Source organism: Cellulomonas soli (assembly GCF_013409305.1).
GTDB classification, from domain to species: Bacteria; Actinomycetota; Actinomycetes; order Actinomycetales; family Cellulomonadaceae; genus Cellulomonas; species Cellulomonas soli.
The window spans coordinates 3,219,138-3,236,217 of record NZ_JACBZJ010000001.1 but is presented as its reverse complement, the minus strand read 5'-3'; the positions used below and the strand labels follow the sequence as shown (position 1 = coordinate 3,236,217).

The following is a 17,080-nucleotide window of genomic DNA, read 5'->3' as shown; positions in this document are numbered from 1 at the left end:
TGACGAGATCGATGCTCCGGTGCGCAGACGCGCGCCAGCAACGAGGCCTGGTACGGGGAACGACGACCGGTCTTCTGGTGGCCGGGTCGTCTCCAACCCGGTCCCTCACGCCAGTGCAGTACCTAGGAGCGCTGCCTGCGCCGTCGGCGGCTTATCAGAATGAGGCTGCCTCGGGGCAGCCTCGCGTACTTCAGGAGGAGGGATGCTCCAGATCCACCACGACCTCGATCACGCCACGCGCAAGGTCGTGGCGCTCCGGCACCAAGCTCCTCACGCACGCCGATGTCAGGGACCTTGAGTTCGGCTACGAGCCCTTCGAGCTGCCCAGCGATCCCGGCCCGGTCCTGCCCATCTACACCGTCGAGCCGAACTCGCCCACCGACGAGGGCATGCGGCTGCTCGCCGGCCGGAACGCTCCACGGCCCGCGGCCGCCGTGACCCCCAGAGGCTGAGCACCCGGCCCCACGCATCAGCGCCGTCGGCGTGCGCGCGCCGTCCGCGCGACTGGGCCGTTCGTCCCTACCCGCGGACCGGCGGCGACCCTACGTTGAGCCGTGTCATAGTCCTACTGCTATAGGGGAATACCGTGGTCCACGACGTGGTGGTGATCGGCGCCGGGAGCGCCGGCCTGAGCTGTGCGAAGAGGCTCATCGAGGGCGGGGCGGACGTTCGGGTCGTCTCGGACACCCTCGGCGGACGGCTCGCGTACGACGCGGGCGAGGCGGTGAACTTCGGCGCGTACTTCGTCATGTCGAACTACCACCACGCCGAGAAGCTGGTGACGCGTCGCACGCGGATCAACCCCCTGTCCTGCCGGTTCCACGACGCCGACGGCTCGTTCGCGACGCTCAGCGGGCACACGGTGCGCAGGATCCCCGGCCTGGCCAGGTTCGCGCTGGTGATGGCCCGCTTCATGCGGCACTACTCCACCTTCAAGACCAACTGCGAGTACATGTCGCAGCGCGAGGCGATGGAGCTCGACCCGTACATCGCGCGGCTGTTCGTGCAGCCCGCCTCGGAGTTCATCGCGGCGCACCGCCTCGGCGCGGTCGCCGAGGACTACGTGTCGAAGTTCTCCTACGCGTGCACCGGCGTGGACCTCGACTCGATCACGGCGCTGGACTTCTGCAACGTGTCCCAGGGCCTGCTCGTGCCGATCCACCGCTTCTCGGTCGACGAGCAGGCGATCCGCGGCTGGCTCGGCCAGGCCTACCTGCAGGACACCGTCGTCGCGCACGCCGAGCAGGACGGCGTGCACACGCTGAGCACGGCCGGCGGGGTCACCCTGCAGGCCCGCAACGTCGTCTTCGCGACGCCCGCCGCGGTCACCGCGCAGTTCCTCGACCTGGGTGAGATCCGCCGGACCTGCCAGCTCTACGTCCTGCACGTGCGCGGACGGCTGCGGACCGGCCTGGACGGCGAGGCGATGAACCTGTTCCCGTTCAGCTCGCCGATCATCTTCACCGCGGTGCAGGACGACGGCAGCGTGCTGGTCTACAGCCGCGAGCCCGAGGTCGACCTCGACGCGCTGTTCGTCCGCCACGAGCTCGTCTCCCGCCGCGACTGGGACAAGGCCATGTACGTCTCCGGGCGCGCCTACGTCGAGCAGCAGTACGGGCCGAGCACCTACGTCGCCGGCGACCACAACGGCCTGGGCCTGGAGCCCGCCGCCATCTCCGGGGTCTACGCCGCCCGGCAGATCCTCAAGACCCTCCCGCGCTGAAAGGGCCGACCCGTGAGCACCCTCGCCATCGTCCTCGTCGTCCTGGCCGCGGTCGTCGTCCTGGCCGTCGCCGTCTTCGTCTTCTTCTGGGTCCACGGACGCGGAGCCTGGTCGTCGAAGGCCGCGCTGGCCGAACCGCTGCCCGGCGACGACCTGCTGCTGCCCGACGACCCGTTCGTGCGCCTGCAGGAGGAGGTGACCATCGCCGCGCCGATCGACACCGTGTGGGAGGTGGTCGCCCAGCTCGGCAGCCGCAAGGGTGGCTTCTACGCGCTGGCCTGGCTCGAGCGGCTGTGCACCTTCCACATCTTCAACACCTACGAGAAGGTCGACGCCTGGCAGGAGGTCAAGGAGGGCGAGTTCCTCTTCTACCACCAGGCCGGCATCGGCTCCCAGGTCATGGACGTCGAACCGGGGCGGTACTTCACCTCGCTGTCCGACACCCGCCGCCCACCGACCGCGCAGGGCGGCATGGCGCTCAAGCCGCCGTTCGGCGTGACGCACTTCGCCTGGACCTGGAACTTCGTGCTCCAGGAGCTGCCCGACGGGCGCACCCGTTTCGTCAACCGCTGCGACACAACCTGGGGCCCGTGGGGCCGCGCGGTGCCGAAGTGGGCCACCGTGATCGCTCTCGGCAGCCCCTCGGTGTTCATGGTCCGCCGCATGCTGGAGAAGGTGAAGCAGGTCGCCGAAGGGCGCCAGCGCCCCTCCCGCGTCGACCGGGTCGTCCGGTCGATGGGCGTGTGGTCCGACGAGGCACGGCCCCGTCCGCTCGGCTGAGCCGATCGGGACCACCGCACCGCCCTCGCTCGTCCGCCCGCAGAGAGGCTCGCCATGACGACTGCGTCCACCACCCACACCCCGCACGGGTTCAGGACCCTCCCCCTTCCGGTTCCCCTGCTCGCCACCGACCGTGGCGCCTCCGGTCCGGCGACGCGCGCGTCGACCCGGCGCCTGCTGCTCGGGCTCAGCGGGTGGGCGACGCTCATGACACTCCTCGCGTGGGTGCTCGACGGATGGAAGGCCACGCTCGCCCTGGGCCTGGTCGTCCCCGGCGGAGGGTTCGTGGCGCACCTGGGCCACGGCGGCGCGTGGCACACCGTTGGGCACCTCGCCCTGGTGCTGCTCTCCCTCCTCCTGCTCGTCATCGCCTACGCGCTGTGGGTCGGGACCGGCAACCTCCTGGCCGTCCCGGTGGTCTGGGCGGGGACCGCGGCGTGGGCCGCCTCCATGGGGGGCGGTGCGGCGATGGTCGGGGACGGCGCACGCGTCGCTGTTCCCCTGCTCGCCGTCCTGCTCGTCTGCGCGGTCGCGATCCCGGTGCGACGCCAGCATGCGCGCACCCTGGCGGCACGCCCCGGCGTCAACGCGATGCTCGTGGACGCCGCGCCGACGACCGTCGTGACGAGCGTCGACCCGCACGGCCTCCCGGTGGTCGAGGAGCTGACCCCGGAAGCCCTGTCCGTGCAGCGGTTCCTGCTGGACCGCGCGCTGCAGCCGGTCGACGAGTGGAACGGGTTCGACAAGCTCGACCAGTTCCGCGAGGGCGCGCCGCGGTACCAGGTCTCGTTCAGCAGCTACGCGCTGTCCGTGGGTGCCTACGCGCACACCCCGGCGTTCACCGGGTACCTGCGCGAGGCTCAGCGCCGGTTCGCCCTCAAGATGCAGGACCACCACGCGTGGGGCTACTGGCGGCTGGAGAACTTCTGGGGCCGCCTGCACCTGGACCCGGACCCGGTGGCGGCGAACAACAACATCATGTGGACGGGGTACTACGCCGCGGCTCTGGGCATGGCGGAGGCCGCCCACCGCGAGACCCGGTTCAGCGAGCCCGGCGCGATCGACCTGCGCCACCCTCGCGGGAAGGTCTTCACCTACGACTTCGCCGCGCTGTGCGAGAACCTCGTCGAGAACTTCCGGGGCACCGACTACACGATGTTCCCGTGCGAGCCCGGCTGGACCTACCCGGTCTGCAACAACTACGGCGCGATCGGCCTGATCACGCACGACCGGCTGCACGGCACCGGCTACTGGGACCAGGTCGTCGACAGCTACCGACGGCGCCTGGAGTCCGAGTTCATCCGGGCGGACGGCTCGATCGTGAGCATCAGGCACACGTTCCTCGGGCTCGGCGTGACCCCGCTGACCTCGCCCATGCCGATCGCCCTGGCCGCCTACTACCTCAACGCGATGTTCCCGGACATCGCGCGACGGTCCTACGAGATCGTGCGCGACCGCGCCTTCCGGTTCGGTGACGACGGCATCGAGGTCGACTTCGGGCTGTGGGACCAGATCGACTTCGGCAACTACCGACCCTCGGTGCTGGCCTCGTACGCGGTGCTCGCCGGTACCGCGCGCGAGCACGGCGACGACGAGGTCGCCGACGCGCTGATCGCACGGCTCGACCAGACCCAGCCTCTGGTCGTCGAGGAGGGCGTCGGCCGGTACGAGGGCCGGTCGATGGGTGCGCACTCGACCCTCTACCTCGCCCGCGCGGGGCGGGCCAACGGTGTGCACGACCTGGTCCAGGTCGGCATGCCCGACCCGTGGTCGGCCGGTCCGGTCCTGCAGGAAGCGGCCTACCCCGACGTGCTGGTCGCCCGTGCGGTCTCCGACGGTGCTGACCTCTCACTCACCCTCGACCCCGGACGCCCGGGCGGGTCACGCACGCACATCGAGGTCGCCCAGCTGCGCCCCGGCGTGCGGTACTCCGCAGCGGGCACGCTCGAGCCTGACGTGGTCGCCGACGCGGCCGGCACGGCGCGGCTGACCGTGGACCTGCCCGGCCGCACCCGCGTCCACCTGGCACCGGGAGGCGTGTGAGGTGTGCTGCGTCATCGGGTCCGTCCTGTTCATCGCGATCGCCTGGTGCACCCGCACCTTCAGGGTCAGGGTGCTCGGCCGGCAGCCGGCGGCACCCGAACGCTGGCGCCTCGGCGTCGAGGACGGCACCGGCGCGACGCGTCGTGCGAGGAGCGCCACGGCCGACGACGAACGCTCGAGGCCCACGTCCGGTGCGATACTCGGTGACCGCGAAGACGAGCCGGCCGCTTCGCGGTGAGAGGAGGCGGTGATGGTCGTGCAGGACATCACCCTCGAGACCGATCGTCTCCGTCCCGGACGCGGTCTGGTCGAACGCGCCTGCGAGCTGCAGTCCGCGCTCGGGCTGCCGGTCCGGATGAAGATGATCAAGGTGCTCGGATCGCACGCCGACGCACCGCTGTCGGTCACCGAGGTCGCCCGGATGCTCTCGATCAGCCAGCCGACGGCGACCAAGCACCTGGCGATCCTGCACCGGGCCGGGTTCGTCCGCCGCGAGCAGGTCGCGTCCCGCGTGCACTACACGCTCGACCTCGACACGGTGGCCGAGTACCGGCAGGTGCTCGACCTGGCGTTCCGGCACGCGTTCACGCCGTGCGTGAACTCCTTCGACTGCGACACCTGCCCCTACGCGCAGACCTGCGTGTAGGCGCCGCACGCGTCAGGGCAGATGCGGTGCCCCGAAACCTCACGAGCGGCCTGTCATAGCCGAAGTGCAATGACGAGCGCCGCCGTCCCCGGGCGGACCCGCCTCTCGGAGGAACGATGGACACGATCGCCACCACCCGCCTGGATGACGTCTCGGTGCGCGCCAAGCTGCTCTCGCTCATCGTCTTCCTGCAGGTCGCCGCAGCGACGCTCGCGTTCCTGGGCATCGCGGCCGTCCGACGCCTGGCGGGCCCCGACGAGCTCGCCGTCGCCCGTGCGACGAGCACCGTGCTGGTGGTGGTGCTCGCCGTCGGCTCCGCGACCATGTGGGCGGTCGGGCTCCTCGTGATCGGCTCCGTGCGACGCTCGATGGCCGACGTCGGCTCCTGCCTCGACGCCATGCGGCGCGGAGACCTCACCGCCACCCCGCAGCGGCAGTCCAAGGACGAGATGGGGCACATCGCGACCTCGCTGGCACTGGCCCTCGCCGCGTTGCGCACCATGTTCGCCGAGGCGGCCGCAGCGGCGTCGACCATCGAGCAGGCCGCACATCGCCTGTCGGACTCCCAGACCGCGGTGGCGGCCGCGTCCGACAGGACGTCGGAGCGGGTCATCGGGGTCGCGGATGCGGCGGGCGAGGTCTCACGCCACGTCGCCGCGGTCTCCGCCGCCGGTGTGGCGGGCGCGGCCGTCGAGGCGGCCCGCACGACCTCGGCGACGGTCAACGACCTCGGCGCCGCCTCCAAGGAGATCGGCGACGTGGTGAAGGTGATCACGCAGATCGCCGAGCAGACCAACCTCCTGGCGCTCAACGCCACGATCGAGGCCGCCCGGGCCGGCGAGGCCGGGAAGGGCTTCGCCGTCGTCGCCGGTGAGGTCAAGGAGCTCGCGCAGGAGACGGCCCGGGCGACCGGCGACATCTCCCGCCGCGTGGAGAGCATCCAGACCGGCACGGCCGGGGCCGTCGAGGCCATCGCGGCGATCTCCGGGATCATCGACCGCATCAACGGCTTCCAGGCGACCATCGCGGCGTCGGTCGAGGAGCAGACCGCCACGACCACCGAGATGTCCCGGGGCGTCGCCGAGGCAGCGATGGGGTCCGAGTCGATCACCGGCTCGATCACCGGCGTGGCCGACGCCGCCACGCAGACGACCAGCAGCCTGCAGAGCATCCAGGGGTCCGTCGACGACCTGCGGGCGGCAGCGAGCGGCCTGCGATCCCAGCTGGTGCGCTTCACGTTCTGATCGTGCGCACCGTGCGGGCGTGCACCCGGCACTGGTCGGACCCGGTGTGGGCGAGCTCGGGCGCGCTCAGGCCTCGGGGATGTCGCGGTGGAAGGCCTCGAGCGTGATCACCTCCGGCTCGGGTCCGCGCCGCACGCCCTGGTCGAGCGCGTCGATCGCGGCGAGCTCCTCCGGGGTGAGCGCGAGGTCGAGGACGGCGAAGTTCTCCGCGATCCGGGCCGCCCGGGTCGACTTCGGGATCGCGGACCGGCCCTGCTGCAGGTGCCAGCCCAGCATGACCTGGGCGGGAGTCTTCGCGTGGGCCTCGGCGATCGCCACGATCGTGGGGTCGTCGAACGTGCGTCCCGCACCGGTGTCCCGGTAAGAGGTGATCCCACCGATCGGCGACCAGGCCTGCGACACGATCCGGTGCGCGGCGCCGGCGGCCTGGACCTCCCGCTGCTGGAAGTACGGGTGGATCTCGACCTGGTTCACCGCGGGCACCACCGAGGTGGCGGCCAGGAGCGCGTCGAGGTGCTCGGGCATGAAGTTCGAGACACCGATGGCCCGGACCTTGCCGTCCTCGAGCAGCCGCTCCAGGGCACGGTAGGCGTCGATCGTCAGGTCGAACCGGCTGGGCAGGGCCTGGTGCAGCACGAGCAGGTCGATCTGCTCGACGCCCAGCTTGCCGGCGGACTTCTCGAACGCGTGCAGCGTCGCGTCGTAGCCGTAGTCGCTGATCCACACCTTCGTCTCGATGAACACCTGCTCGCGCGGCACGCCGGACGCGGCGATGGCCTGGCCGACCTCGCGCTCGTTGCCGTACGCGGCCGCGGTGTCGATCAGCCGGTAGCCGACCTCGAGGGCGGTGCGGACGGACGCGACGGTCTCCTCGGGCGGGGTCTGGAACACTCCGAGCCCGAGCGCGGGCATCAGCACCCCGTTGTTGAGGGTGAGGGTCGTGGTCATGGTGTCTCCTTGGTGGGTCGGGACGGGTGATGCAGGGTGAGGCTCAGGGCGGCAGTCGCGGCGACGAGCACGGCGACGGCGCTCAGGGCGATCCGCTGCCCGTGGAGGAGGTCGGCCTGCGAGGCCAGGACGGCGCCGACGGCCGCGACGCCGAGCGAGCCGCCGACCTGGCGGGCCGTGTTCAGCACACCCGAGGCGGTGCCGGCACGCTCGGCGGGCACGGCGTCGAGCAGCAGGGTGGTCAGCGGCGGCACGGTGAAGGACCCTCCGACGCCGACGGGGATCATCAGCACGGCGACCGCCCACGGCGCGGTGGTCGCGGGGGCCAGAACGAGGCCGACGAGCCCGGCGACCAGCACGAGCTGCCCGCCAACGATCGGCACGACGGGTCCGAACCGCAGCGCGACCCGCGCCGCCAGCGGGTTGAGCAGGGCCACCAGACCGGTCATCGGCAGGAACAGCAGCCCCGTGGTGAGCGGGTCCAGGCCACGGGCCTGCTGGAAGTAGAGCCCCTGGACGAACACGAGGCCGTAGAAGCCGACCATGCCCATGAACGCCGCGACCAGGCTCACGGCGACGCGCCGGGACCGGAAGAGATCGAGCGGCACCATGGGGTGCGCGCCGCGCACCTGGGTCCGCAGGAACACCATGGCGGCGAGCACCGTGAGGGCGTAGGCGACGAGCACCGGGGTGCTGCCGTACCCCAGGTCGGCCCCCTCGATGACGGCGAACGTCAGCGCGGCCAGGGCGACGACCGCCGCGACCTGCCCGACCGTGTCGAACGGCACGATGCGGCGCGGCGAGTCGCCGACGCGCGAGAGCGCCAGCAGGGCGACCACCCCGACGGGCAGGTTCAGCAGGAAGATCCACCGCCAGTCGACCTGCGCGAGCACGCCGCCCAGGATCGGTCCGGCGGCCGCGGCCACCGACCCGCCCATCGCCCAGTACGCGATCGCCCGCGTGCGCGCGGCCGCGTCGGTGAACTCCTGACGGATGAGCGCCAGCGACGTCGGGGTGATGAGCGCGGCCCCGACACCCTGCAGGATGCGGGCGACGACCAGCAGGACCAGGTTCGGCGCGAGCCCGCACAGCGCGGACGCGACGACGAACAGCACCATGCCGACCCCGTAGGCGCGCCGTGCCCCGATCCGTTCGGAGAACGTGCCGCCGAACAGCAGCAGCGCCGAGAAGCTGAGCGTGTACCCGGTGACGACCCACTGCAGCGCGGACAGGTTCCCGCCCAGGTCGTCGCGGATCGTCGGGAGGGCGACGTTGACGACCTGGGAGTCCAGGGCGACGACGAAGAACCCGAGCATCGCGACGGCGAGCGCGGCGCGCGGGCTGCCGGACGCCGGGCGCGACGTCGCGACGCCGACGGGCCGGGTGCTGGTCTCGCCGGTCATGGGGATCCTCGGTCGCAGGTGGGGGGTCGGGATGGGTGCCCGCGACGTCGGGGGCCGGAGGTGCGGTGGCGGTCAGGGCAGGACGACGACCTTGAGCGCCTCCCGGGCGTCCATCGCCCGGTAGCCCTCCGCGACGTCGTCGAGCGAGACGGTGCGGTCGAACACGCGGCCCGGGTCGAGCGCACCGGACAGCACGTCGGGCAGCATCTCCTCGAGGTAGACGCGCACGGGGGCCGGCCCGCCCGTCAGGGTGATGTTCTTGGCGAACAGCGACGCCCAGCCGACCGGTGCCGACTCGTACTGGGGCACGCCCACGCGCGAGATGACGCCGCCCACGCGGACGATGCCGTAGGCCTGCTCGTAGGCCGGCAGGTGCCCGACGGCCTCGATGACCACGTGCGAGCCCTGCCCGCCGGTGAGGTCGCGCACCGCGTCCACACCCTCCCGGCCGCGTACGGCCACCACGTCGGTCGCCCCGAAGTCGACGCCGAGCGCGGTGCGGTCCGCGTGCCGGCCCATGAGGATGATCCGCTCCGCGCCCAGGCGCCGGGACGCGAGGACGGCGGACAGGCCGACCGCGCCGTCGCCGATCACGGTGACGGTCGTGCCGGGACCGACGCGACCCATGTGGGCGGCGTGGTGGCCGGTGAGGAACACGTCCGAGAGGGTCAGCAGCGAGTTCAGCAGACCCTCGTCGGTGTCCTCCAGCACCGTGCCGGTCTTGACCAGCGTGCCGTCGGCGAGCGGGATGCGCACCAGCTCGGCCTGCGCGCCCCCGAGTCCGCCGGTGCCGAAGAAGTGACCGTGCTCGCAGGAGGTCTGGAAGCCCTCCCGGCAGTACACGCACGTGTTGTCCTGGATCCCGAACGGGCAGATCACGAAGTCGCCGGGCCGCACGGAGGTCACGTCGGCACCCACCTGCTCGACGACCGCGAGCAGCTCGTGGCCCATCGGCCGGCCGACCGCCGTCGCCGGGAAGTCGTGCCACCGGTGCAGGTCCGAGCCGCACACGCATGCGCGCACGACACGCAGCACGGCGTCGCCCGGCCCCTGGATCGTGGGGTCGGGGACCTCCTCGACGCGGATGTCACCGGCGCCGTACAGGAAGGTTGCTCGCATCGTGGTGCCCTCGGGTTCTGTGTGCTGGGGACCCGGCCGGGCCGGGGACGTCGACCTCTACGACACCACCGCCGGCACCGACGAGGAAGGTCCTGCCGACGGGTGTACTGCCAGTACGTGGCTGCCCCGGCGCGCGGCTCGTACCGTCGGGGCATGGACCAACGGGACGAGGTGCGCGACTTCCTCGCGTCACGCCGGGCACGCCTGAGCCCGACCGACGTCGGGCTGCCCGCAGGCACGGGGCGGCGCCGGGTGGTCGGCCTGCGCCGGGACGAGGTCGCCGTGCTCGCCGGGGTGTCCTCGGAGTACTACGCCCGCCTCGAGCGGGGGAACCTCGCCGGCGTCTCCGACTCCGTGCTGGACGCCCTGGCCGATGCCCTACGTCTGGACGAGGCCGAGCAGCGCCACCTGCGCAACCTGGCCCAGGCCGCCAACCAGCCCGCACGCAAACGCCGCTCGCCCGCCAAGCCGTCACCGGTCCACGAGTCCTTGCGCCGAGTTCTCGACGGGATGACCATGGTGCCTGCCTACCTGCGCGACTCCCGCATGGACATGCTGGCCGCGAACGCCCTGGCCCGCGAGCTGCATGCGCCGGTGTTCCGTTACGCCGAGCACACGGGCACGGCGCCCAACACCGCCCGGTTCGCCTTCCTCGACCCGTCGGGGCGTGACTTCTACCCCGACTGGGAGACCGTCAGCCGCGGCTGCGTCGCCGTGCTGCACGCGACCGCGGGCCTCAACCCGTACGACAAAGCCCTCTCCGACCTGGTCGGTGAGCTGTCGACGCGGTCGGAGGCGTTCCGCACCCTGTGGGCCACGCACGACGTGCGCGTGCACCGCACGGGTCTCAAGCGGCTTCGCCACCCCGCCGTAGGCATCCTCGAACTCGACTACGACGTGATGGAGCTGGTGCAGGAGCCCGGTGTGCTGCTCATCGCTTACAGCGCCGCGCCCGGCACCCCTGCCGCCGACTGCCTCGAGCTGCTGGCGGCGCTCGCAGCGACGCACCGCGCCGAGGCGTTCGGCCCGAGCGTGTGAGCGCCGGCCGGGTAGACCGACGCACCTTCCTGCGGGCGTCGCTCCAGACGGGCGTCGGGCTCGTGGCGGCGGGGTGCGCGGCGGGACGCACCGCCGGGACCACCGCGCCGTCGACCACCCGGCCGCCCGCCCCCACCGACCCGGAGACGACCACGATGCCCTCCCCCGCGACGACTCCCGCGTCCGCGATCCTGCTGGCCTCCTTCTCGCGCCCCGGCGAGAACTACTGGTACGGCGACCGACGCGATCTGGAGGTCGGCAACACCGAGGTGCTCGCCACGATGATCGCCGACCGCCTCGGCTGCGACGTCTTCCGGATCGAGGCCACCGACCCGTACCCGCACGACTACCGCGAGACCGTCGACCGCAACGTGCGCGAGCAGGACGAGGACGCCCGACCGGTGATCGTCGGCGCTCTGCCCGACGTGAGCGGGTACAGCACCGTCATCCTGGCCAGCCCCATCTGGAACGTGCGGCCACCGATGATCATGTCGACGTTCGTCGAGGCCATCGACCTGACCGGCACGACACTCCTTCCGGTCACGACCCACGCGATGAGCGGTCTCGGCCGGGCGGTCGAGGTCTACTCCGCCCTGGCTCCGGGCGCGATCGTCGGCGAAGGGCTGGCCGTCCGCGGCGAGGAGGTCGCTGACGCCGGCGACGACGTCGACGCCTACCTCGCCCGGACCCTGCGGCGCTGAGGCACGCGCGCGGTGCGGTTCGCGCTCGGGAGAGGGACGACCCACGGACGACGCGCGAGCAACCACACCTGCGAGATCTGGCCCGGTGTGGACCCGGTGCGCACCACCCACTCCTCGAGCGGCCGCACGACGGCCATGTTCGCCGCCATGTTCTCCGGGCTGTTGCGCGGCACACCTGCACGGAAGTCGCCCTGGCTGAACACCGTGCCCTCCGGGCGGCGCACCGCGGGTCGTCTGCGGTGCGCCGCCCCGTGACGGCTCAGCCGATCCGCGCGCCACCGATCCGGACCACGAACTCGGGGTCGCGGTGGTCGAACGCGAGGCTCGCGCCGGTGTCGAGCGTGGCGATGCGGGCCATGTCGCCCTCGGTGAGCTCGAAGTCGAAGACGTCCAGGTTCTCGGCCATGCGCTCCGGTCGCACCGACTTGGGGATGACGACGACCCCGCGCTGCACGAGCCAGCGCAGCGCGACCTGCGCGACGGACCTGCCGTACGCCTGCCCGATCTCGGTCAGGGTCGGGTTGGTGAAGATGTCGTTGCGGCCCTCGGCCAGCGGGCCCCAGGCCTCGATCTGCACGCCGTGCTCGGCCATCAGCGCCTGGTCGTCGGCGCGCTGGAAGAACGGGTGCGTCTCGACCTGGTTGACGGCGGGGACGACGTCGGTGTGCGTGATGAGGTCGACCAGCCGGTCGGGGTAGAAGTTCGAGACGCCGATCGCACGGACCCGGCCCTGCGCGTACAGGTCCTGCATGGCACGCCACGAGGAGTACACGTCGCCGTACGGCTGGTGGATCAGGTACAGGTCCAGGTGGTCCAGGCCGAGGCGCTCCAGCGAGGCGTCGAACGCGCGGCGGGTGCCGTCCTCGCCGCCGTCGTGCACCCACAGCTTGGTGGTGACGAACAGCTCGTCGCGCGGGATGCCGCTGGCGGCGATGGCCCGGCCGACACCCGCCTCGTTGCCGTAGACGGCCGCGGTGTCCAGGTGCCGGTAGCCGGCCGCGAGCGCGTCGGTGACGACCTGCTCGGTCTGCTCGTCGGGCACCTGGAAGACGCCGAAGCCGAGGATCGGCATCCGGACGCCGTTGTTGAGGACGACGTCGGGGATCTGGACGGTCATGGTGGAACCTCTCGTGGTGGTGTGCGCGCCCGGTGGGTGCGCGCGTCGACAGAGCCCGTGCGGTCAGCACGGGCGGGGCGGGTGGGTGGGCGGGTGGGTGGGTGCTACGGGCGCCCGGGAAGGCTCCGGGCCGGTGCGCCGTCGGCGCTGCGCTCCTGCGCGGCGGACGTCGCGGCCCAGCTGGCGAGCAGGTCGAGGGCGTGCGCGGACGCCGAGCCGGGCTCGGCGCTGTAGACGAAGATCATCAGACCGGGGTCCGAGGCGAGCGCCAGGCCCTCGTAGGCCAGGTCGAGGTCGCCGACCACGGGGTGGTGCAGCCGCTTGGTCCCCGTGCTGTGCAGGCGCACGTCGTGCGAGGCCCACAGGGTGCGGAACTCCTCGCTGCGGGTCGACAGCTCGCCGACCAGGTCGCTCAGGCCCCGGTCGAACGGGGTGCTGCCCGCTGCGAGGCGCAGTGCCGCGACGGTGTCCCGGCCGGTCTGCTCCCAGTCCCGGTAGAACGCGGCGGCCCGCGGGCTGAGGAACCGGAACCGTGCCGCGTTGACGGGCCGGTCGGGTTCGTCGAACAGCGGGGAGTTCAGCGCCCGCCCCAGAAGGTTGGTGGCCACCAGGTCGCCGCGACGGTTGCCCGCCCATGCGGGGGCGAGCTGACCGTCGAGGAGCTGCTGGATGCCGGGACGCACGGCCTGCACGCTCGGCCGGCGATGGCTCCCCGCGCCGGCGCCGCCGGACCGTGCCAGGTCGAACAGGTGGGCGCGTTCCGCGTCGTCCAGCAGCAGTGCCCGGGCGAGGGCGTCCAGGACGCTGTCGGACGCGCCGCCCACGGCCCCGCGCTCGAGCTGCGTGTAGTACTCGACCGACACGCCGGCCAGCTGAGCGACCTCGCCGCGGCGCAGGCCCGGGACACGACGACGTCCGCCCGGCAGGAGACCCGCCTGCTCGGGGGTGACCTTCGCTCGGCGCGAGACCAGGAAGTCCCGCACCTCGTCACGTCTGCTCGTCGCCATGCCCACCACGGTAGGAGGGGATGCGGTCCCGAGGGAGTTGCCGTCGGTACCCCTCTGGAGGCCACCCCTCGAGCTCGGGTCAGGGGCGGGGCCAGCGGCGACCGCGACGGTCCTCGATCTCGAGGTTCAGCCGCCGCATCAAGGTCGCGAGCGCGTCGACGTCCTCGGTCGTCCAGCTGCCCACGACGAGGGCCAGTCCCCGCAGGTTCGACTCCCGCTCGTCGTCGAGCCGGCGACGGCCCTCCGTGGTGAGCCGGAACTTGCGGGCCATGCCGCCGTCGGGGTCGGGGATCCGTTCGACCAGCCCGGCGTGCAGCACGGCGCCCGCCTGCCGGTTCACGGTGGACACGTCGAGGCTGAAGGCGTCGCTGAGCTCGCCGATCGACATCGGGCCCTGCACCTGCAGGCGGGTCAGGAGCGCGTAGGCGCTGCGGTCGAGCCGGTCGTGGTCGGACGTGTGCCGCAGCGCGGGCTCGAGCTGGCGTCCGAACAGCATCGCCTCGAGCTCCAGGGTCCGCAGCACTGCTGCCGCCTGCTCGTCCCTGCTCGTCGTCCGGCTCTGCACACCCTGGGCAGCCCCCGTCATCGCGCGCTCCTCCGTCGTCGTGGCGTGAGGCCCATCCTAGCGGGGATGTGCATGATGCACATCGTGTGTATGCTGCACATCGTGAATACCTCCCATGAATTGCCCGTCCGCCCGGGCACGCTGGGCGCCGTCTCCCCCGCCCGGTCGAACGCGATCGTCCTGGTGCTGGCCTTCGCCGGCATCACGGCCGCGATCATGCAGACCCTCGTGGTCCCCCTCATCGCCGAGCTGCCCACGATCCTGGGCACCACGGCCTCGAACACCTCCTGGGTCATCACCGCCACCCTGCTGTCCGCGGCCGTGATGACGCCGACCAGCGGACGGCTGGGCGACCTGTACGGCAAGCGCCGGCTCATGCTCATCTGCGGCTCGCTGCTGGTCATCGGCTCGATCGTGTGCGCGACCGCCGGCTCGGTCGTCCCGATGGTCGCCGGGCGCGCGCTCCAGGGCGCCGGCATGGGGCTCATCCCGCTGGGCATCAGCGCCATGCGCGACATCCTGCCCGCCGAGAGGCTCGGCACCTCGATCGCGCTGATGAGCGCCTCCATGGGCGTCGGCGGCGCCCTCGGCCTGCCGATCGCCGCCGCGGTCGCCCAGAACGCCAGCTGGCGGACGCTGTTCTGGGGCGCCACCGTGCTCGCGGTCGTCGTCGTCATCCTCATCGCGACGCTCATCCCGGCCGCGCCCGTGACCGCCCGCGGCCGGTTCGACCTGCCCGGTGCGATCGGGCTCGGCGTGGCCCTCGTGTGCCTGCTCCTCGGCGTGTCCAAGGGGGCGGACTGGGGCTGGGGAAGCCCGACCATCATCGCTCTGCTCGCCGCGGCCGTCGTCCTGGTGCTGATCTGGGGCTGGTACGAGCTGCGCGTCACCGACCCGCTGGTCGACCTGCGCGTCACCGCGCGCCCCGTCGTCCTGCTGACGAACGTCTCGTCCCTGGTCATCGGGTTCGCGATGTATGCGCAGTCGCTGATCATCCCCCAGCTGCTGCAGCTGCCCACCAGCACCGGGTTCGGCCTGGGCCAGGACATGCTGCACATGGGGCTGTGGATGATGCCCGGCGGCCTGATGATGATGCTCGTCTCACCGTTCGGCGCCCGCCTCTCGCACGCACGCGGACCCAAGGTCAGCCTCGTCCTCGGCGCTGCCGTGGTCGCCGTCGGCTACCTGTCCGCGATCGTGCTCATGGGATCGATCCTCGGCCTGGCCGTGGCCGTCGCGATCAGCAGCAGCGGCGTCGGGCTCGCCTACGGCGCCATGCCCGCGCTCATCATGGGTTCCGTGCCGCGGTCCGAGACCGGCTCGGCCAACAGCTTCAACACGCTCATGCGCTCGATCGGCACCTCGGTCTCCGCGGCGATCGTCGGGGTGGTCCTGTCGCAGATGACCCTCGACCTCGGTGGCGGCTTCACCGTGCCCAGCCGGGCCGGGTTCGTGACCGGGCTCCTGCTCGGTGCGGGCGCCGCCGCGGTCGCCGCGGTGGTCGCCACCACGATCCCCGCTCGTGCCAGCGCCCTGGCCGAGCAGAACCTCGAGCACCCGGTCGAGGAGGACGCCGAGCGGCCCGTGATCGCGGCACACGCCCACTGACGCGTCGAGGAGCAGCCGCACCCAGGGTGCCGTGGTCCTCAGACACTCCTGAGGACCACGGCACCCTCCGGTCAGACGGTCAGCAGGACCTTGATCGCGCGGCGCTCGTCCATGGCCCGGTACGCCGCGGCCGCCTCCTCGAGGGGCAGCACCAGGTCGAAGACCTTGCCGGGGTCGATCTCGCGTCGCCAGATGCGGTCGATCAGGTCGGGCAGGAACCGCCGCACCGGGGCCGGGCCGCCGTGCAGGTGCACACCGGAGAAGAACAGCTCCAGGCCGGGCAGCGACACGTCGTGGGAGACCCCGACGTACCCGACGTGCCCGCCCGGGCGGGTGGCCCGGATCGCCTGCATCATCGACTCCTGCGTGCCCACCGCCTCGATCACCGAGTGCGCGCCCAGACCGCCGGTGAGCTCCTTGATGCGCGCCACGCCCTCGTCGCCCCGCTCGGTGACGATGTCCGTCGCCCCGAACTCGCGGGCCAGCGCCTGGCGGTCGGCGTGCCGGGACATCGCGATGATCCGCTCGGCTCCCAGCTGCTTGGCCGCGAGCACGCCCAGGAGGCCCACCGCGCCGTCCCCGACGACCGCGACCGTCTTGCCCGGTCCCACCTCGGCCGCCACGGCCGCGAACCAGCCGGTGCCCAGCACGTCGGAGGCCGCCAGCAGCGACGGGACCAGGTCGGCGTCCGGCTGCCCGGGCGTCGCCACCAGGGTCCCGTCGGCCAGCGGGACGCGCGTGTACTGCGCCTGGCCGCCCGAGGCGGCACCCGGGCCGCGGTGCACGCAGTGGGTCTGGTAGCCGGCCAGACAGATCTCGCAGGTGTTGTCGGAGGAGAAGAACGACCCGACGACGAAGTCGCCGACCCGGATCTCCCGGACTGCCTCGCCGATCTCGGTCACGACGCCCACGTACTCGTGGCCCATCGGCTGAGGCGCGGCCACCGGCTCCAGACCTCGGTACGGCCACAGGTCCGACCCGCACACGCAGGTCGCGGCGATCCTGATGATCGCATCGGTGGGTTCGACGATCGTCGGCATCGGGCGGTCCTCGACGCGCACGTCGCCGGGGGCGTGCATCACAGCTCCACGCATGGGTGTCTCTCCTCGAAGTGCTTGCCGTCCGGACGGCGCCCGCA

Annotated in this window: 17 protein-coding genes; 9 read left to right on the top strand and 8 right to left on the bottom strand. The window is 72.2% G+C overall.

What is annotated here, in order from left to right:
- Positions 1–11 precede the first annotated feature (11 nt).
- The 6 genes from BKA22_RS14795 to BKA22_RS14770 all read left to right on the top strand — a co-directional run bounded on the left by BKA22_RS14795 (position 12) and on the right by BKA22_RS14770 (position 6,436).
- Complete coding sequence (locus tag BKA22_RS14795) at positions 12–452, top strand: MmyB family transcriptional regulator (RefSeq protein ID WP_179561910.1); 441 nt, start codon at positions 12–14, stop codon at positions 450–452.
- A gap of 134 nt (positions 453–586) precedes the next feature.
- Complete coding sequence (locus BKA22_RS19435; protein ID WP_223203567.1) at positions 587–1,723, top strand: FAD-dependent oxidoreductase; 1,137 nt, start codon at positions 587–589, stop codon at positions 1,721–1,723.
- Positions 1,724–1,735: 12 nt separating this feature from the next.
- Complete coding sequence (locus tag BKA22_RS14785; protein WP_146952904.1) at positions 1,736–2,503, top strand: SRPBCC family protein; 768 nt, start codon at positions 1,736–1,738, stop codon at positions 2,501–2,503.
- 54 nt (positions 2,504–2,557) lie between these two features.
- A complete protein-coding gene (locus BKA22_RS14780; RefSeq protein ID WP_146952905.1) occupies positions 2,558–4,546 on the top strand; it encodes a linalool dehydratase/isomerase domain-containing protein in 1,989 nt (662 codons plus the stop codon).
- A 250-nt stretch (positions 4,547–4,796) separates the two neighbouring features.
- On the top strand, positions 4,797–5,192 hold the full coding sequence (locus BKA22_RS14775) for an ArsR/SmtB family transcription factor (protein WP_146952906.1): 396 nt from the start codon (positions 4,797–4,799) through the stop codon (positions 5,190–5,192).
- A 116-nt stretch (positions 5,193–5,308) separates the two neighbouring features.
- Positions 5,309–6,436, top strand: coding sequence for a methyl-accepting chemotaxis protein (locus BKA22_RS14770; RefSeq protein ID WP_146952907.1), 1,128 nt, complete (start codon positions 5,309–5,311; stop codon positions 6,434–6,436).
- A gap of 66 nt (positions 6,437–6,502) precedes the next feature.
- Here BKA22_RS14770 and BKA22_RS14765 read toward each other — a convergent pair whose 3' ends face one another.
- From BKA22_RS14765 to BKA22_RS14755, 3 genes are all read right to left on the bottom strand, one after another.
- Positions 6,503–7,384, bottom strand: a complete 882-nt coding sequence (locus tag BKA22_RS14765) for an aldo/keto reductase (protein WP_146952908.1) — start codon at positions 7,382–7,384, stop codon at positions 6,503–6,505.
- Positions 7,381–8,787, bottom strand: coding sequence for an MFS transporter (locus tag BKA22_RS14760; protein WP_146952909.1), 1,407 nt, complete (start codon positions 8,785–8,787; stop codon positions 7,381–7,383). The genes BKA22_RS14765 and BKA22_RS14760 overlap by 4 nt, the downstream gene beginning before the upstream one ends.
- 72 nt (positions 8,788–8,859) lie before the next feature.
- On the bottom strand, positions 8,860–9,906 hold the full coding sequence (locus BKA22_RS14755) for a zinc-binding dehydrogenase (RefSeq protein ID WP_179561801.1): 1,047 nt from the start codon (positions 9,904–9,906) through the stop codon (positions 8,860–8,862).
- 153 nt (positions 9,907–10,059) lie between these two features.
- Between BKA22_RS14755 and BKA22_RS14750 the strand changes: the two genes are divergently transcribed.
- Positions 10,060–10,944 (top strand): helix-turn-helix transcriptional regulator, encoded by an 885-nt coding sequence (locus BKA22_RS14750; RefSeq protein WP_146952910.1) that lies wholly within the window; start codon positions 10,060–10,062, stop codon positions 10,942–10,944.
- 155 nt (positions 10,945–11,099) lie between these two features.
- Positions 11,100–11,645, top strand: a complete 546-nt coding sequence (locus BKA22_RS14745) for a flavodoxin (RefSeq protein ID WP_146952911.1) — start codon at positions 11,100–11,102, stop codon at positions 11,643–11,645.
- On the opposite strand, the gene BKA22_RS14740 is transcribed toward BKA22_RS14745, so the two are convergent.
- The 4 genes from BKA22_RS14740 to BKA22_RS14725 all read right to left on the bottom strand — a co-directional run bounded on the left by BKA22_RS14740 (position 11,618) and on the right by BKA22_RS14725 (position 14,355).
- The gene (locus tag BKA22_RS14740; protein ID WP_146952912.1) at positions 11,618–11,869 is read right to left on the bottom strand and encodes an aldo-keto reductase family protein; all 252 of its coding nucleotides are present in this window, start codon (positions 11,867–11,869) and stop codon (positions 11,618–11,620) included. The two genes, BKA22_RS14745 and BKA22_RS14740, sit on opposite strands and share 28 nt — an antisense overlap.
- A gap of 35 nt (positions 11,870–11,904) precedes the next feature.
- Positions 11,905–12,762, bottom strand: a complete 858-nt coding sequence (locus BKA22_RS14735; RefSeq protein ID WP_218866687.1) for an aldo/keto reductase — start codon at positions 12,760–12,762, stop codon at positions 11,905–11,907.
- 104 nt (positions 12,763–12,866) lie between these two features.
- Positions 12,867–13,769: an MmyB family transcriptional regulator gene (locus tag BKA22_RS14730; RefSeq protein ID WP_146952913.1), complete on the bottom strand. Its 903-nt coding sequence runs from the start codon at positions 13,767–13,769 to the stop codon at positions 12,867–12,869.
- Positions 13,770–13,848: 79 nt separating this feature from the next.
- Positions 13,849–14,355, bottom strand: coding sequence for a MarR family winged helix-turn-helix transcriptional regulator (locus tag BKA22_RS14725; RefSeq protein ID WP_218866685.1), 507 nt, complete (start codon positions 14,353–14,355; stop codon positions 13,849–13,851).
- A gap of 81 nt (positions 14,356–14,436) precedes the next feature.
- Here BKA22_RS14725 and BKA22_RS14720 point away from each other — a divergent pair, with 81 nt between their 5' ends.
- Positions 14,437–15,942: an MFS transporter gene (locus BKA22_RS14720; protein ID WP_223203568.1), complete on the top strand. Its 1,506-nt coding sequence runs from the start codon at positions 14,437–14,439 to the stop codon at positions 15,940–15,942.
- A 71-nt stretch (positions 15,943–16,013) separates the two neighbouring features.
- On the opposite strand, the gene BKA22_RS14715 is transcribed toward BKA22_RS14720, so the two are convergent.
- A complete protein-coding gene (locus BKA22_RS14715; RefSeq protein WP_146952914.1) occupies positions 16,014–17,036 on the bottom strand; it encodes a zinc-dependent alcohol dehydrogenase family protein in 1,023 nt (340 codons plus the stop codon).
- Between the last annotated feature and the right edge of the window lie 44 nt (positions 17,037–17,080).

Excerpts from the sequence above, each read along its gene's own strand:
- BKA22_RS14795 (WP_179561910.1), top strand. The coding sequence starts at position 12 with ATGCTCCGGTGCGCAGACGCGCGCCAGCAACGAGGCCTGGTACGGGGA.
- BKA22_RS14780 (WP_146952905.1), top strand. The coding sequence starts at position 2,558 with ATGACGACTGCGTCCACCACCCACACCCCGCACGGGTTCAGGACCCTC.
- BKA22_RS14775 (WP_146952906.1), top strand. The coding sequence starts at position 4,797 with ATGGTCGTGCAGGACATCACCCTCGAGACCGATCGTCTCCGTCCCGGA.
- BKA22_RS14770 (WP_146952907.1), top strand. The coding sequence starts at position 5,309 with ATGGACACGATCGCCACCACCCGCCTGGATGACGTCTCGGTGCGCGCC.
- BKA22_RS14765 (WP_146952908.1), bottom strand. The coding sequence starts at position 7,384 with ATGACCACGACCCTCACCCTCAACAACGGGGTGCTGATGCCCGCGCTC.
- BKA22_RS14760 (WP_146952909.1), bottom strand. The coding sequence starts at position 8,787 with ATGACCGGCGAGACCAGCACCCGGCCCGTCGGCGTCGCGACGTCGCGC.
- BKA22_RS14755 (WP_179561801.1), bottom strand. The coding sequence starts at position 9,906 with ATGCGAGCAACCTTCCTGTACGGCGCCGGTGACATCCGCGTCGAGGAG.
- BKA22_RS14750 (WP_146952910.1), top strand. The coding sequence starts at position 10,060 with ATGGACCAACGGGACGAGGTGCGCGACTTCCTCGCGTCACGCCGGGCA.
- BKA22_RS14745 (WP_146952911.1), top strand. The coding sequence starts at position 11,100 with ATGCCCTCCCCCGCGACGACTCCCGCGTCCGCGATCCTGCTGGCCTCC.
- BKA22_RS14735 (WP_218866687.1), bottom strand. The coding sequence starts at position 12,762 with ATGACCGTCCAGATCCCCGACGTCGTCCTCAACAACGGCGTCCGGATG.
- BKA22_RS14730 (WP_146952913.1), bottom strand. The coding sequence starts at position 13,769 with ATGGCGACGAGCAGACGTGACGAGGTGCGGGACTTCCTGGTCTCGCGC.
- BKA22_RS14725 (WP_218866685.1), bottom strand. The coding sequence starts at position 14,355 with ATGACGGGGGCTGCCCAGGGTGTGCAGAGCCGGACGACGAGCAGGGAC.
- BKA22_RS14715 (WP_146952914.1), bottom strand. The coding sequence starts at position 17,036 with ATGCGTGGAGCTGTGATGCACGCCCCCGGCGACGTGCGCGTCGAGGAC.